The 15,171-nt window shown below is 58.3% G+C and carries 18 protein-coding genes; 10 read left to right on the forward strand and 8 right to left on the reverse strand.

Annotated features, from left to right (window positions below; genetic code table 11):
* The first annotated feature begins 42 nt into the window (after positions 1-42).
* On the forward strand, positions 43-831 hold the full coding sequence (locus ACFVTJ_RS15890; protein WP_386908925.1) for an alpha/beta hydrolase: 789 nt from the start codon (positions 43-45) through the stop codon (positions 829-831).
* Positions 832-949: 118 nt separating this feature from the next.
* Positions 950-1,564, forward strand: coding sequence for a transglutaminase-like cysteine peptidase (locus tag ACFVTJ_RS15895; RefSeq protein ID WP_386908927.1), 615 nt, complete (start codon positions 950-952; stop codon positions 1,562-1,564).
* 56 nt (positions 1,565-1,620) lie between these two features.
* On the opposite strand, the gene mbfA is transcribed toward ACFVTJ_RS15895, so the two are convergent.
* Positions 1,621-2,604 carry an iron exporter MbfA gene (gene mbfA / locus ACFVTJ_RS15900; RefSeq protein ID WP_386908929.1) on the reverse strand — a complete coding sequence of 328 codons (984 nt, stop codon included), beginning with the start codon at positions 2,602-2,604 and terminating at the stop codon, positions 1,621-1,623.
* 139 nt (positions 2,605-2,743) lie between these two features.
* Here mbfA and ACFVTJ_RS15905 point away from each other — a divergent pair, with 139 nt between their 5' ends.
* Both ACFVTJ_RS15905 and ACFVTJ_RS15910 read left to right on the forward strand, forming a co-directional pair.
* Positions 2,744-3,217 (forward strand): group III truncated hemoglobin, encoded by a 474-nt coding sequence (locus ACFVTJ_RS15905; protein WP_386908931.1) that lies wholly within the window; start codon positions 2,744-2,746, stop codon positions 3,215-3,217.
* Between the two features lie 159 nt (positions 3,218-3,376).
* Complete coding sequence (locus ACFVTJ_RS15910) at positions 3,377-4,480, forward strand: TRAP transporter substrate-binding protein (RefSeq protein WP_386908932.1); 1,104 nt, start codon at positions 3,377-3,379, stop codon at positions 4,478-4,480.
* Between the two features lie 7 nt (positions 4,481-4,487).
* Here the strand turns inward: ACFVTJ_RS15910 and ACFVTJ_RS15915 are convergent, their stop codons facing one another.
* Positions 4,488-5,600: a helix-turn-helix transcriptional regulator gene (locus ACFVTJ_RS15915; protein ID WP_386908933.1), complete on the reverse strand. Its 1,113-nt coding sequence runs from the start codon at positions 5,598-5,600 to the stop codon at positions 4,488-4,490.
* 144 nt (positions 5,601-5,744) lie between these two features.
* Here ACFVTJ_RS15915 and ACFVTJ_RS15920 point away from each other — a divergent pair, with 144 nt between their 5' ends.
* The gene (locus tag ACFVTJ_RS15920; RefSeq protein ID WP_386908935.1) at positions 5,745-6,818 is read left to right on the forward strand and encodes an alpha/beta hydrolase family protein; all 1,074 of its coding nucleotides are present in this window, start codon (positions 5,745-5,747) and stop codon (positions 6,816-6,818) included.
* Positions 6,819-6,832: 14 nt separating this feature from the next.
* Here the strand turns inward: ACFVTJ_RS15920 and ACFVTJ_RS15925 are convergent, their stop codons facing one another.
* From ACFVTJ_RS15925 to ACFVTJ_RS15935, 3 genes are all read right to left on the reverse strand, one after another.
* Complete coding sequence (locus tag ACFVTJ_RS15925) at positions 6,833-7,351, reverse strand: GNAT family N-acetyltransferase (protein WP_386908937.1); 519 nt, start codon at positions 7,349-7,351, stop codon at positions 6,833-6,835.
* 18 nt (positions 7,352-7,369) lie between these two features.
* On the reverse strand, positions 7,370-7,951 hold the full coding sequence (locus ACFVTJ_RS15930) for a helix-turn-helix domain-containing protein (RefSeq protein WP_386908939.1): 582 nt from the start codon (positions 7,949-7,951) through the stop codon (positions 7,370-7,372).
* Between the two features lie 86 nt (positions 7,952-8,037).
* The gene (locus tag ACFVTJ_RS15935; RefSeq protein ID WP_386908941.1) at positions 8,038-8,439 is read right to left on the reverse strand and encodes a ketosteroid isomerase-related protein; all 402 of its coding nucleotides are present in this window, start codon (positions 8,437-8,439) and stop codon (positions 8,038-8,040) included.
* Between the two features lie 72 nt (positions 8,440-8,511).
* Between ACFVTJ_RS15935 and ACFVTJ_RS15940 the strand changes: the two genes are divergently transcribed.
* From ACFVTJ_RS15940 to lepA, 3 genes are all read left to right on the forward strand, one after another.
* Positions 8,512-9,117, forward strand: a complete 606-nt coding sequence (locus ACFVTJ_RS15940) for a GNAT family N-acetyltransferase (protein WP_386908943.1) — start codon at positions 8,512-8,514, stop codon at positions 9,115-9,117.
* Positions 9,114-9,983, forward strand: coding sequence for a carbon-nitrogen hydrolase family protein (locus ACFVTJ_RS15945; RefSeq protein WP_386908945.1), 870 nt, complete (start codon positions 9,114-9,116; stop codon positions 9,981-9,983). The genes ACFVTJ_RS15940 and ACFVTJ_RS15945 overlap by 4 nt, the downstream gene beginning before the upstream one ends.
* 72 nt (positions 9,984-10,055) lie before the next feature.
* Positions 10,056-11,882, forward strand: coding sequence for a translation elongation factor 4 (gene lepA / locus ACFVTJ_RS15950; protein WP_020808457.1), 1,827 nt, complete (start codon positions 10,056-10,058; stop codon positions 11,880-11,882).
* Between the two features lie 68 nt (positions 11,883-11,950).
* Here lepA and ACFVTJ_RS15955 read toward each other — a convergent pair whose 3' ends face one another.
* Positions 11,951-12,358, reverse strand: coding sequence for a DUF2000 family protein (locus tag ACFVTJ_RS15955; protein ID WP_386908947.1), 408 nt, complete (start codon positions 12,356-12,358; stop codon positions 11,951-11,953).
* 94 nt (positions 12,359-12,452) lie between these two features.
* Here ACFVTJ_RS15955 and ACFVTJ_RS15960 point away from each other — a divergent pair, with 94 nt between their 5' ends.
* A complete protein-coding gene (locus tag ACFVTJ_RS15960) occupies positions 12,453-13,229 on the forward strand; it encodes an AraC family transcriptional regulator (RefSeq protein ID WP_386908949.1) in 777 nt (258 codons plus the stop codon).
* Here ACFVTJ_RS15960 and ACFVTJ_RS15965 read toward each other — a convergent pair.
* Positions 13,226-14,119 (reverse strand): NAD(P)/FAD-dependent oxidoreductase, encoded by an 894-nt coding sequence (locus tag ACFVTJ_RS15965; RefSeq protein ID WP_386908951.1) that lies wholly within the window; start codon positions 14,117-14,119, stop codon positions 13,226-13,228. The two genes, ACFVTJ_RS15960 and ACFVTJ_RS15965, sit on opposite strands and share 4 nt — an antisense overlap.
* A 152-nt stretch (positions 14,120-14,271) precedes the next feature.
* Here ACFVTJ_RS15965 and ACFVTJ_RS15970 point away from each other — a divergent pair, with 152 nt between their 5' ends.
* The gene (locus ACFVTJ_RS15970) at positions 14,272-14,730 is read left to right on the forward strand and encodes an Rrf2 family transcriptional regulator (RefSeq protein ID WP_386908953.1); all 459 of its coding nucleotides are present in this window, start codon (positions 14,272-14,274) and stop codon (positions 14,728-14,730) included.
* Between the two features lie 71 nt (positions 14,731-14,801).
* Here ACFVTJ_RS15970 and ACFVTJ_RS15975 read toward each other — a convergent pair whose 3' ends face one another.
* Positions 14,802-15,119 (reverse strand): hypothetical protein, encoded by a 318-nt coding sequence (locus tag ACFVTJ_RS15975; RefSeq protein ID WP_386908954.1) that lies wholly within the window; start codon positions 15,117-15,119, stop codon positions 14,802-14,804.
* Between the last annotated feature and the right edge of the window lie 52 nt (positions 15,120-15,171).

Here is a 15,171-nt window from a genome sequence, read left to right on the forward strand (position 1 = left end):
ACGCCGCCGATATTGCAGGAAAATCAGGAGAACTGCATATACATGACCGAACAAGCCATTGAATTTCTGCATATAGGAACGGGCGACGACGCCCGCAACATTGCTTTCCTCCATCGCCCCGCAACATCGCAACAGGACGCGCCGACGCTCGTCTGGCTGGGCGGATACCGTTCCGACATGACGGGCACCAAGGCGGTTGAGCTCGATCGCTTTGCAGCGGAAAGCGGCCTTGCCTGCCTGCGGCTCGATTATTCCGGGCACGGGGCGTCCGGCGGCGACTTCAATAAAGGCACGATCTCGCGATGGCTCGAAGAGGCACTTGCGGTTGTGCGTGCAAAGGCGTCGTCGCGTGTCGTTCTCGTCGGCTCATCGATGGGTGGATGGATTGCGTTGCGCATGGTCGAGGAGCTGCGCAAGGCGGGTGACGCGCCATCGGTAGCCGGCCTGGTTCTCATTGCGCCTGCGCCTGACTTCACGCAGGAACTGATAGAGCCTAGCCTTACGGATGCGGAAAAAACCTCTCTCGCAGAACGGGGTTACTTCGAGGAACATTCGGACTATAGCCCCGAGCCCAACATCTTCACCCGCGCGCTGATGGAAGACGGAAGGCAGAACCGGGTACTCACCGGCATCATCACCACGGGCTGCCCGGTTCATGTTCTGCAGGGCATGCGCGACCCTGACGTTCCCTATCAGCATGCTCTGAAGCTTATCGAACATCTTCCCGCCGACGATGTGGTGCTTACCCTGATCCGCGACGGAGACCATCGGCTTTCCCGTCCGCAGGATATCGAACGCATGCTCGCGGCGGTCAAAGCCCTTACAATATAGGCATTTGCGCAACGCTCTTAACCATATTCGACGAGTCTTGCGCATCGCCGATTGCTAATGATTGACTCAACCCCCCTATCCCTCTTAACTTTTCGTTAAGAATTAAGGGACGGGTTTGATGATGAACGCACCGCTGGCGCGTGCGCTGCTGTTTGCAGTTGCTGCCGGGCTAATGACTGCTGCCTCCGCCATGGCGGAAATCAAGGGAAGCCCTTCCATGGTGACGGGCGGTATTACCTCCCAGCCGATCGGCCATTATGAGTTCTGTCAGAAATATGCCGACGAATGCAACATTCGCAGCAAGGTGACGCCGCCGCCGCGCGTCACAGAATATGGCTGGGGCGTCATTCGCGAGATCAATACGACGGTCAACACCACCATCGTTGCGATGACCGACCAGGAAATCTACGGCAAGGACGAGGTCTGGGAATATCCGACGACCGCCGGCGACTGCGAGGATTTCGTACTGCTGAAGCGCAAGAAGCTGATCGAGCGCGGTTTTTCCGTGGCCGATCTCCTGATCACCGTCGTGCGCAAGCCTGATGGAGAAGGTCATGCCGTGCTGACGCTCCGCACCACTGATGGCGACTACATTCTCGACAACCTCACCGACGATGTGAAGCTGTGGACAGACACCAACTACACCTATCTGAAGCGGCAGGCGTCCTTCAACACGGGCCGCTGGGTGTCCATCGAGGATGGCCGAGACGTTCTGGTCGGCGCGTTGCGCTGACCCTTGAAATTCCGTGTCTGAGAGATTGGAGCCCGCCGTCGCGGGCTCTTTCTTTTTCACGCGTTGCCGATGAGTATGCCCGCCGCTAGCACCAGCGAACCACCCAGCACCACCTGAAATACGGCGCGAAGAAACGGCGTTTCCATGAAACGGTTCTGAATGAAGGCGATGGCCCAGAGTTCCACAAAAACGACGATTGCCGCAATGGCAGTCGCTGTCCAGAAATGCGGAATGAGATAGGGCAGCGCGTGGCCAAGACCGCCAACGGCCGTCATGATGCCCGAGGCCAGGCCGCGCTTTAGCGGTGATCCGCGGCCAGAAAGCTTGCCATCGTCGTGAGCGGCCTCGGTGAAGCCCATGGAGATACCCGCACCGACGGAGGCGGAAAGACCGATGAGAAAGGTTTGCCAGGTATCCTGTGTCGCAAAGGCGGCCGCAAATATCGGTGCGAGCGTGGAGACCGAGCCATCCATCAGACCGGCGAGGCCGGGCTGCACATAGGTGAGAAGAAACTGCCGCTTTGCGGTTTCCTCCTCTTCCGTCCGGCCGTTTTCATCAAGATGTTTTTCTTCGAGCATCTGCGCAATGTCTTCGTGACCCCGCTCCGCCTCGGCCAGATCACCCAGGAGCTTGCGAGTGGACGCATCCGTGGTGCGCTTGACAGCTTCATCATAAAAGCGGATCGCCTGGGCTTCCATCAGTTCGGCCTGAGCGCGGATTTTCTCAAGCGACAGGTTCTTCACCAACCAGTCCGGCGTGCGCTCGTAAAAGCCGCGCACGTGTTCGCGTCGGATCAGTGGAATGGTTTCACCGAAACGACGGCGATGCATGTCGATCAAGACATTCCGATGCTGCTGCTCGACCTCGGCCATGTCGTCGAAAACTTTGGCCGATTGCGGATATTGCGCCCGCAGATGATCGGCATAGGAGCGGTAGATGCGGGAGTCGTCCTCTTCCGACGAGATGGCGAGAGCGAGGATTTCCTGTTCTTCAAGCGAGGAAAAGGGACGTTTGGACAGGGAAAAAAGACTGCGAAACATGGCTAAAACCTTTTTAGAATAATTCTAAATACATCTGCTCGCCGTCCGGATCAAGCCATTTTAGAATTATTCCAATAAGGCAAAGGGTCGCATTGCAGACAGCGGTACTGGGGGTTAAATTTGTCAAAAGGGAAAGACGATGCAGGATCAAATTGCAGGGCGAGCTGCCCACAAAGCGGAAATTCAGGACAGGGCAGAAAAGGCCATGGCCGAGATCGGCATCGATGCCGCTTTCATCAACCTGCTGGTGGAGACCTTTTACAGCCGCGTTCTCGACCACAACACACTTGTCCCCGTTTTTGATGCGCGACTTGCAGGGCGCTGGCCGGAGCATATGGCCAGGATGAAACAGTTCTGGACGGCTGTCGCCCTCAAGAATGGCGGCTATGGCGGCAAGCCCGTGCAGGCACATCTGGGGGTGCAAGGAATGTCGGCAGACCTTTTTCCGCAGTGGCTCGCACTTTTTTCAGCAACGCTCGATGATATCGCACCAAGCAGGAAGGCCCATGACTGGTTCATGGAAACGGCGGAACGCATCGCCAGAAGTCTGACTCTTTCGCTGTTTTATAATCCTGCCATGGATGACCCGACGTTAAAGCGCAGCATGCTCTAGAGCGGAGTAAGATCCGCAAGCAATCGTCAAGCACAAAGGAAGATCACGCAGGTTTCAGACATTCCCTCTTGATGGCCGCAGGGATAAATGTTTAGTAGCCGGCGGGAGGCGTACCGTGCGGTTCGCCCGTTACATGCATAGACATCAGGGCTTATCGACATGGATCGCAGATCATTTATCCGCAAGGCAGGCGCTGTCGGCGCCGGCGTCACCGCAACGGCGCTTGCCGCTCCGGCCATCGCACAGGAAAACCCCAAGATCACCTGGCGCATGACGTCGTCCTTCACCAAAGGCCTCGACATTTTGTTCGGCGCGGGCCAGATCGTTGCCGATCATGTCAGGGAAGCCTCCGGCGGCAACTTCGTCATTCAGCATTTTGCCGGCGGCGAAATCGTTCCGGCGCTGCAGGCAGCGGATGCGGTGACGGCGGGAACCGTCGAAATGGCGCATACCTGCTCCTATTATTATGTCGGCAAGGACCCGACCTTTGCGCTCGGCACTTCGGTCCCCTTCGGTCTCAACGCCCGCCAGACGAATGCCTGGTTCAACCAGGCCGGCGGTAATGAACTGCTCAATGAATTCCTTGCCCAGCACAATATCTACTCGATCCTGCTCGGCAACACCGGCGCCCAGATGGGCGGCTGGTTCCGCAAGGAAATCAACACGATCGACGACCTCAAGGGTCTGAAGATGCGTATCGCCGGCCTTACCGGCCAGGTGATGCAGAAGGTTGGCGTGACACCGCAGCAGATCGCCGGCGGCGATGTCTATGCCGCTCTGGAAAAGGGCACGATCGACGCCACCGAGTTCGTCGGTCCCTATGACGACCAGAAGCTTGGTTTCTACAAGGTCGCGAAGTACTATTACTATCCGGCATGGTGGGAAGGCGGCCCGGCCGTGCATGCTTTCGTGAACCTGCAGAAGTTCAACGATCTGCCTGAGAACTACAAGCGCATCCTGAAAGACGCCTGCGCCGCCGGCAGCGCCAGCATGCTGGAGCGTTATGATGCCCGTAACCCGAAGGCGCTAAAGGAACTCGTGGCGCAGGGCGCCATTCTGCGCCCCTTCAGCCAGGAAATTCTAGACGTCTGCCATAAGGCAGCGCTGGAAACCTATGCGGAGATTTCGGCCAAGAACGAAAGCTTCAAGAAGATCTACGAAAGCCAGCAGGCCTTCAAGAAGGACGCCTATCTCTGGGCCCAGATCGCCGAATATACCTATGACACCTACATGATGATCCAGCAGCGTAACGGCACGCTCTGATCAACAATCATTTTCCGACGATCTTAAAAGTTTCTTCGGGCTTCGAACGGTCATCCGGCATCTGCCGGGTGGCCGTTTTGTTTGGCGAGACCAGCTTCCACACCTCCCTTTCGCGCCAGTCGATCGGGCTCATGCCAGTGACACGACGGAATTCCCGGTTGAAATTCGACTTGGTCTGGAAGCCGGCGGACAACATGATCGCCGTCACCGATTGCTCCGTTTCCTCCAGCAATCGGCAGGCTTCGCGGATCCGGAGCTGATTGACATATTGCGAGACATTGACGCCAAGAGAGCGATTGATTGCCGCCGAGATGTGCCGGCTTGGCAGGCCAAGGCGTCTTGCGAGCCGGGACAGGTTGAGGTTCTCGTCACGGTAAAGCGCTTGCGTCTCCATCAGCCGGTCGACCCTTGCGACGATATCCCGGTCCTGTTCGGATGGTTCTGCCGGCGGCGGTAAGTCCGAAACCGGCTCTGTCGCCGTTTGCGGCGCTTTGCTTTTGCCAGCGAGAGCCGCCATGAGACCGATCAACAACAATCCGAAAAGATTGGCATTGCTGACGAGTGCGGCGACATTCTGCCCCTCCGCCCATGCGAAATCAAAAAACACCAGCAGATCGAAAAGAGCAGAAACACAAAGAGCAACGGCAGCGATGATGAGCGCCCGGTGCGCCGATGCGACGCTGGCAAATTGCGCTTCGTCCAGCCCATCGGGGCCCTTTCTTCCGAGCAGAAGCAGAGCGACGGCGTGGCCGACAAAAACGGCGATCAGCGCCAGGTCGATCGCTGCCGGAAATATGAATTCCAGAACGACGATCAATAGCGGCGATAGGGCCAGACTGGCGAACATCGCCCTCCGGCTCTTCGCAACCGCTCCCATCAAGCCGCGAAAAGCAACGTAAATCAGAGGTGGCAGGCAGGCGGCAAGGATCGGCAGAAGGTAACGCATTTCGCTGATGCCATAACCCCAACGCAGCCCGACGAGGACGGATTGCACGGCGCAAAGGGCAATGGAAGCCAGAAACGCCCGGTTGGTCCGCACATCGTCTCCACTTCGAAGGAAGACGATGAACATGACGACCAGCAGAAGCGCCACGACGAAAGGCAGCGGAATGAAAAGCACGGATCAATATCCCCTAAGGCAACGGCATGTCTGCCTCTCATGGACCAGATCGCGTTTCTGTACGACCTGAAACACGATCAAGGACGCGTCTACGGGCAAAAATTACGAGATGTTGATGGCACTTGCAAACCGGAGACACTTTCCATGACACCAAAAATGACGCTTGCCGCCATCCTCCTCAATCTCGCTTTCATGCCACCGGCTTTCGCCTCTGATGATGTCGGGCTGGCGGCCATCACTGTTCCCTCGACCGCTCGTAGCCAGGATCTCGATGTCCAGATCTGGTATCCGGCCGCCGGCAACGGAACAGCTGGCTATTCCGGTGATAATCGTATCTTCCAAGGCGCTCCCGTACAAAAAGACGCGTCGATAAAGGAGGGGCGGTTTCCCCTCGTGCTGATTTCACACGGATCGGGATCGCGCGCGGAGGGCATGGCCTGGATCGCCGCAAAGCTTGCGAGCGAAGGTTTCATTGTCGTCGGGCCTAATCATCCCGGTACGACCAGCGGCGATTCCACGCCCGCGGATACACCGAAAGTCTGGGAGCGAACCAACGATCTCTCCACCATCCTTACCGCCCTCACGACACGAGGAAAATGGTCGAGCGTAATCGACCCCAGCCGGGTCGGCGTTCTCGGATTTTCACTGGGCGGCAGCACCGCCATGGAGATTGCCGGCGCGAGGGCCGATCTTGGCGCCTATGTCCGATATTGTGAAGACAATGCCGCGATGATGGATTGCCAGTGGTTTGCCGGCGGCCGGGGTTACCAGAACGACAAACCCGTGAGCGTACCGAAGCTTGATCTGCGATCTCTGGACAAAGCCCGTTTCGAGCAGCAGAACCGCGACACGCGTATCCGCTCCGCCGTTCTCGTCGATCCCGGTCTGGCGGTGGCATTCAAACAGGAGAGCCTGGCGAAGATCGACATTCCGCTCGCCTTCGTAAACCTCGGCAGCAAGGGCCAGATTCCGGTAGCCGTGCTTTCGGATAAACTGGCGAAGGACGTCCCCGGCGCCACCTACCATCGAGTGGACGGGGCAAACCACTTCAGCTTCCTGCCATTGTGCAAACCAGATGCGGATGCGTTTCTGAAATCCGTCGGCGAGCGGGATCCGATCTGCGAACCGGCCGGGCCGCGAGATCGTGCCAATATCCACGCGGAACTCGAGAAGATCATCATCGACGCCTTCAACCGGACGCTGAAGCCCGGACAATAAGCGGCTGCAATGCTCTAGCCGATTCGCTTGTAAAACAAGGTTGTGCCGCAATAACGGCCATCAGGAAACAGGGCGTAATCGGGAATGACGCCGACCCGCTCCCAGCCGAGACGGGGATAGATCGCTTCGGCATCACTGCCGGTGGCCGTATCCAGCACCAGAAGGGTACGGCCACGAGCCGCCGCTTCCTGCTCCACTTTTTCCATAAGCTTGCGGGCAAGACCAAGGCCGCGCGCCGAGGGATGCACGAGAAGCTTCATCAGGTCGCCGCGATGCGGCTGGTTGGGTTTGGACGCAAGGCCGACCTGAACGGTGCCCATCACCCTGCCATCCACTTCCGCCACAACGTGGATGGTACCACCCTCGCCCACATTATCCGCCACGGCTCGCCAGAAAGGTTCCGCATCCGGCGATGAAAACGGCAACATGAAACCGACGGATGCACCGCCCTTCACACATTCGGCAAGGACGTCGCAAAGTTCTGGAAGGGCATCAATCGTCTCCTGACGATTCAATACGCGGATAGCGGTCATATGAACTCCTATGGGAAATCAGCGCTGTCTTTGATCCAGCACGACGGCATAACGGGCGGGTTTTTCGGTAGGATTGTGAAAGACATGCCCCTCGCCCACCGGCATGAACAGGCAATCTCCGGGCTCCATCAGGTGCAAGACGCCGCCGCTCGTCATTTCCAGAACGCCCTCGAAAAGCCAGACATATTGAGTCATGCCTCGGCTTGCCGCATGCGGCGGAAATCCGACGCGCGCGCCTGGGGGAAACTCGACCTCAACGATATCAACATCGGACCCCACCCGTGGCGGGGAAATGGCGCGGCGGACATAACCGGTCTCCGGGTCTTTCCAGAGCTGCTGGTCGCGCTTCTTCACCAGCGGCGAAACAGCCTCTTCATTTTCCGCGAAGAAACCAGAGAGCGAAAGGCCGAGTGCCGCACAGATGCGCGCGAGCAACGCCGCCGTGGGGCTCGCCTCTCCACGTTCGATACGGGAAATCATGGCGCGGCTGACGCCTGATTCGGAGGCGAGCCTGTCAAGCGTCAGGCCGTTTTCAGCCCGCAATGTTTTGATACGCTCGCCGATCGAACGTTCGAGTATCTGATCTTTGTTTTCCATCATATGAGACTATGATTCCCATATGATGGAGTCAATATCCACGATAGTAGAAATTTTCGCTGCGGCCTGTCCGCTTGGCGGTTGACAGCTCAGGCGCCGACCTGAGCGATCCAGTCGTTCAGATTATAGTAGTTTGTTACTCGGCTAACCTTCCCATCCTTCAGGTCAAAGAATGCTCCGGCCGGCAGTACATATTTCTGGCCATCTGCTTCCGGCAACCCCTCATCGGTCGCGAGATATTCGCCGTTCACGACGAATTCAGCGGATGCGCGCTTGCCGTCTTCGCTTGCCATGATCACCATGTCGGTGAGGTTTTCGCGGTAGCAACGGTTCATATGATCCATGAAGGAGGCAAAGGCGGCCTTGCCGGTCTGGCGCTCGCCCTGATTGATGTCATGCACTACCTCGTCGTGAAGCAGAGCCAGGAAGGCATCCATGTCCTGACGGTTGAAGGCATCGTAATAGGCGCGGATGGTGTCAGCAGCGGTCATCATCTTCTCCGTTCATGCTTGCGCGGGTCTTCCATGACGGTATAACCAGTGCAACCGAGAGTGAAAATGCCCATGACCGTCGAAATCAAGTCTCTTTCCGGCATCGACGCCGCGCATCATTTCGATGACCTTGCGCGTCTACGGATCGAGGTGTTTCGTGCTTTTCCCTATCTCTATGACGGCTCGCTGGAGTATGAGCGCAAATATCTTGCGACCTATGCCGATACGGAGGGGGCGCTCTTCGTGCTGGCGCTCGATGACGGCAGAGTGGTCGGTATGTCCACCGGCATGCCGATGGCGGCGGAGACCGATGAGGTGAAGGCGCCCTTCGTCAAGGCGGGTTACGATCCTGACCGGATATTTTACTTCGGTGAAAGCGTGCTGCTTCCCGGTTATCGCGGCCACGGCGTCGGCGTGCGCTTCTTCGAGGAACGGGAGGCACATGCAAAGCGGCTCGGCTTCGACCGCTGCACCTTCTGCGCGGTCGAAAGGCCCGTCAATCATCCGCGCCGGCCAGTAGATTATGTGCCGCTCAACGCCTTCTGGGAAAAACGCGGCTATCGCCATCACCCCGAATTGCGCACCAGCTTCACATGGCAGGACCTCGACGAGGACAGCGAAAGCGCAAAACCGCTGTCCTTCTGGATGAAGAACATTGCTGGAGACGAAAACGAATGACCCGGTTAGCCGCCAGCCAATATGCCATCGAACTGATCGAAACATGGGAGGCCTACGCCGCGCATCTTTCCGCGATCGTCCGCGAGGCCAAGGGTAAGGGCGCGGAACTGCTGCTCCTGCCGGAATATTCGGCCATGGTGCTAACAGGACAATTGCCGCCCGACGCCCGCTCCGATCTGCACCGCTCCATCGAAGAGATACAGCCGCTTATTCCCTCCTGGGTGGAGCTCTGCGAAGAGCTGGCGCGGCAACACCAGATTCTGTTCCAGCCCGGCAGCGCGCCGGTGAAGGACCCCGATGGCAAGTTCCGCAACCGGGCTTGGCTCTTTGGCCCTGATGGCCTGATCGGTTATCAGGACAAGCAGATCATGACCCGCTTCGAGCGCGAGCAATGGAACATCCATGCCGGTGTCGAGGGTTTGAAAGCCTTCCACACCCCCATCGGCAGGCTCGGCATATTGATCTGTTACGACAACGAGTTTCCGATGCTCGGCCGCAGGCTTGCGGAGCTTGGCGCGGAACTGGTTCTTGCACCAAGCTGCACCGACACTTTGGCCGGGGCTTACCGGGTGCGCATCGGCGCGCAGGCCCGAGCGCTGGAAAATCAATATGCCGTTCTTTCTTCCCCAACGGCGGGCGAGGCTCCGTGGTCTCCCGCCGTCGATGAGAATCGCGGGCGGGCCGCCCTGTACGTGCCATCCGACTACGGTATGCCCGCATCCGGCATTATCGCGGAAAGCGAAAACGACGCGGTGACGCAGAGCACGCTGCTGATCGCCGATATCGATCTTGCCGCTGTGGCAAGGCTCCGCACCGAGGGGCAGGTTGCCACCCGCCGCGACTGGCCGGAGCAATTTGCGGTCTGAAAGCTTATTTTAAAGGGCTTTTAACCAAATTCCCGCTTTGCGGCATGACAAGCCCCTGCTATAGCGCGGAACATGAGCACAAATTCGACCCGCACGCCCCTGGACCATATCCGCAACTTCTCGATCGTTGCCCACATCGATCACGGCAAATCAACGCTGGCCGACCGGTTGATCCAGTCGACGGGCGGCCTCGCCGAACGCGATATGTCGGAACAGGTTCTCGATTCGATGGACATCGAGCGCGAGCGCGGCATCACCATCAAGGCCCAGACCGTGCGCCTGCACTACAAGGCGAATAACGGCGAGACCTATGTGCTGAACCTTATCGACACGCCCGGCCATGTCGACTTTGCCTATGAGGTGTCCCGCTCGCTTTCGGCCTGCGAAGGCTCGCTGCTGGTGGTCGATGCATCGCAGGGTGTGGAAGCCCAGACGCTCGCCAACGTCTATCAGGCAATTGACAATAATCACGAGCTGGTCACGGTTCTCAACAAGATCGACCTGCCGGCGGCCGAACCCGACCGCATCAAGGAACAGATCGAGGAAGTCATCGGCATCGATGCTTCCGATGCCGTGATGATTTCAGCCAAGACCGGTCTTGGTATTCCCGATGTTCTGGAAGCCATCGTCAACCGTCTGCCGCCGCCGAAGAGCGAAGTCGGCGAAAACGGGCCACTGAAGGCGCTGCTGGTCGACAGCTGGTACGACACCTATCTCGGCGTCATGGTTCTGGTGCGCGTCATCGATGGCGTGCTGAGCAAGGGCCAGCAGATCCGCATGATGGGTTCGGGCGCGAAATACGGCATTGAGCGTGTCGGCGTGCTGACCCCGAAGATGGTCAATGTCGATAGCCTCGGCCCCGGCGAGATTGGCTTCATCACCGCCTCGATCAAGGAAGTGGCCGATACACGCGTTGGTGATACCATTACCGACGACAAGCGCCCGACGGCGCAGGCCCTGCCCGGCTTCAAGCCCGCGCAGCCCGTGGTGTTCTGCGGCCTGTTCCCGGTCGATGCTGCCGACTTCGAAGACCTGCGCGCAGCGGTGGGCAAGCTTCGCCTCAACGATGCCTCTTTCTCCTTCGAAATGGAATCGTCCGCCGCTCTCGGTTTCGGTTTCCGCTGCGGTTTCCTTGGCCTGCTGCATCTCGAAATCATTCAGGAACGCCTTGAGCGCGAGTTCAATCTCGATCTCGTCGCAACAGCGCCTTCGGTCGTTTATGAAATGACGCTGACGGATGGCACGGAAAAGGAACTTCACAACCCGGCCGACATGCCCGACGTGGTGAAGATCAAGGAAATCCGCGAGCCGTGGATCAAGGCGACGATCATGACGCCCGACGAATATCTCGGCGGCATCCTGAAACTCTGTCAGGACCGGCGTGGCCTGCAGACGGAGCTGACCTATGTCGGCAACCGCGCGATGATCACGTATGAATTGCCGCTCAACGAAGTGGTGTTCGATTTCTACGACCGTCTGAAATCGATCTCCAAGGGATACGCGTCGTTCGACTACAACATCATCGACTATCGCGAAGGCGATCTCGTCAAGATGTCAATCCTCGTCAATGGCGATCCCGTCGATGCGCTTTCCATGCTGGTGCACCGCTCGGCGGCCGACCGGCGCGGGCGCGGCATGTGCGAAAAGCTGAAGGAACTCATTCCCCCGCACATGTTCCAGATCCCGATCCAGGCGGCCATCGGCGGCAAGGTCATCGCCCGCGAGACCGTGCGTGCGTTACGCAAAGACGTGACGGCGAAGTGCTACGGCGGCGACGCGACACGCAAGCGCAAACTTCTGGACAAGCAGAAGGAAGGCAAAAAGCGCATGCGCCAGTTCGGCAAGGTGGAAATTCCGCAGGAAGCCTTTATCGCCGCTCTGAAGATGAACGACGAATAAGCCGCATCATCTGCCGTTATTATTGAAGGGAGGCTCACAGCCTCCCTTTTGCGTTTGAAGGCCCATCCTCAAGCGTGCAGCTTCGCACCCTTGGTGATCTTGTCGACGATCTTCTTGTCAGCCCTCAGCGCCATGCCGACCACCTTGGCATCATCGGGGGAAAATTTCGAAAATACCTGGCGGTTGGCGGCATCGTGGCCGGTCGAGAACATTTCCTCGATGTAGAGCGAAGTCGTGACGTCACGCTCGAGCGCACGCTGGTGGATTTTGCGCAACGCCTCCTGATCCGTGGCCATGACGACGATGGGCTGGATGGACAGGGGATTGTAGACGTTGCCCGCTGCGTCGAGGTATGGTTCCCCGATGATCTCCCGGGTCTGGGCGACAATGCCAGACATGAGGAACGCGGTAACGTTCAGTTTTTGCCATACGGCAAGGTCATCACGAAGAATGATGGCGATCTTGGTGTCAAACATGCGAACTCAATCTGGCTGTGGTTACGAAAGAGAAGCGATCCTAGCGCCTCAGAGCAGCAGCGATCTTGAACGTTCGTGCAAATTCGAAGGGATCGTGCAGGCGCGCTCGAGCGAGGGCATAGAGCGTATAGACGCGCGCTTTCACGGCAACGCCTATGCACCACATCGCCACGATACCTATGCGCTCGGCGTCACGCTTTCCGGCGTCCAGACCTTTTCCTATCGCGGATCATCGCATTTCAGCATGCCTGGAAATGTAATCGTGCTGCATCCCGACGAAGTGCACGATGGCGGCGCAGGCACGGACGAAGGCCTGCACTATCGCATGCTCTACCTTCCGCCGGAGAAAACGACGGAGGCGGGGTATAACACGCTGCCTTTTGCCCAAAGTGCCGTCATCGAGGACGAAGAATTCCAGCAATGCCTGACCGAGGCGCTCGGCAATCTGGACGGCGAACCTGGCAGTCTGCTGCTCACCGACTGGCAATCGCGGCTTTCGGATCTGCTCTGGAAACATTCGAACGGAAGCGCTAGGCCCATCAAGTGCATCGACCGTGCAGCCGTTCTGCGATGTCGGGACTATCTGCTGGAGAACAGCGCCGACACCGTTGGGTCACAGGAGCTGGAAGACATAAGCGGGCTCGACCGCTTCGCGCTCTTCCGGCAGTTTCGCTGCCTGTTCGGAACCAGCCCGCACCGTTATCTCATCATGCGCCGATTGCAAAAATGCAAGGACATGATGCGCGCGGGTACGAGCCTTGCCGAAACGGCGTTTGCCTGCGGTTTCGCGGATCAGGCGCATTTCACCCGGCATTTCAAGAATGCGTTCGGCATGCCGCCGGGACGCTGGCTGAACCTTATTTCGTCCTAGCGGATTTCCGGAAACAGGATTGATCGGTGCGCCGCAGCGCCCGCCATGGCGCCATCGCCCACCGCAAGGGCGACCGAGCCGGCCGGTCGTGCGACATCACCGCAGGCGAAGATGCCGCGAACGGTGGTCTGTTTCATCGGGTCCGTCACGATTGTCGATCCCATTGGTCCCTCCTCAATCGCGCAGCCGAGGTTTTCGATCCATGGCGCAGTGATGTGCAATTTCGGCTGGGTGAAAAGACCGGCTAAAGTGATGCTGCGGCCGTCCGCCAGAACGACATCCGCATGGCCAGCAATCTCCGTGATGCGGGTTGTTTCTACCCGGACATCGCGCGCGACCAACAGCGCATGCTGATCCGTATCCGGCTCGAATATGCCATTGGTGAAAAAGGTCGTCTCGCCCCAGTCAGGAAGCATCAATGCGTGGTGGATGGCCATAGGTGAAGCGGCGATGACGCCGATTTTTCCCTGGTCGAGTTCATAACCATGACAATAGGGGCAATGGAAGACCGCAGAACCCCAGCGCTCCTTCAGCCCGGCGATTTCCGGAAGTTCATCGGTCACTCCCATTGCAAGGATAAGCCGATCCGCCCTCTCCCGACGGCTGCCGTCGATCTCGATGATGAAATCGCCAAAGGACCCGTCGGCATCACTCACCGTGCCCTCGACCCAATGTATCGTCCGGTAACGTTCGATCTGTCGGCGTGCCTGGGCGATAATCTCACCCGGCGCCTTACCATCCTGCCCGAGGAAACCGTGGGAATGGCTGGCGAATCGGTTTCTGCGCTCGCCGGCATCCACGATCAGGATGTTCTTTCTGGCTCGGCCAAGCTGAAGGGCCGCAGAAAGGCCGGCATAGCTGCCGCCGATAATGATCACGTCGAATTTCATAAAGCACCCATTGTTCAGGGAATAAAGCGGAAGCGCTATTAATTTCATGAAACTTATATTGTTACGTGATTTTCGAAGTCAATAGTCACGCAACTTATATTGTTACGTCGCGTCGAGCCTGATAGCGTCGAGAGAAATGGATGGGGTGAGCAATGAGACACGACACGCGCCTTTCTCGGGTGCTGCATATTCTGATCCATATGGAAAAACACGAGGGCGCGGCGACCTCCGAAAGCATCGCGGCAATGTTGCAGACCAACCCTGTGGTGGTGCGTCGCACGATGGCGGGCTTACGGGAGCACGGTTACGTATCGTCGGAAAAAGGCCATGGCGGCGGGTGGGTGCTAGCACGGCCGCTTAGCGAGATCACGCTGCTCGACATCTATCGGGCACTCGGCGCACCGGAGTTGTTTTCGATAGGACTGGCCGGTGATAATCCGAATTGCGTCATCGAACAGGCGGTCAACGCTGCACTTTTCGACGCCATGAACGAGGCCGAAACCATCCTGTTGTCCCGCTTCGGAAGCATCTCGCTGTCGGTACTCGCGGAGGAGTCGATCAATCGCTGGTCGAAGCTGTCCAACTGCCCCTCCGCCATGGAGCAGCTTTAAGCGCGATTGGCTTCGCACAAAGAAAAACCGCCCGCTGAAAAGCAGGCGGTTTTATCATATCAATCAACCCGTTAAGGCTGGGTCTGCGTGCCACCCGTATTCGGGCTTGCCGGTGCCGTGTTGTTCGCCGGCGGCGTTGCAGGCGTAGTCGGAGCCATCGGCGCCGGGGCCTGATCCGTTACCGCTGGCGGCGTGGTGGAGGACGTCGTTGCCGGATCAGTGGTCGGACCGCTCATTTGCGACCAGGCAAAAACGCCGACCAGAACGACAACGATGATCGCCAACCACGGCACCCAGGACGACGACGTGCTGGCACGTGGTTCATTGCTGATATTCAGTTCCGGACGGAGATCGCGGTCCGGACGCGGGTTGTTGGGGTCGAATGTCATGGTGTTTCCTCCTCTTCATTCTGCGGAGAAAACGACGTTCACGGCATTTTGT

The organism is Agrobacterium sp. NPDC058088, from assembly GCF_042885035.1.
Taxonomy (GTDB): domain Bacteria; phylum Pseudomonadota; class Alphaproteobacteria; order Rhizobiales; family Rhizobiaceae; genus Agrobacterium.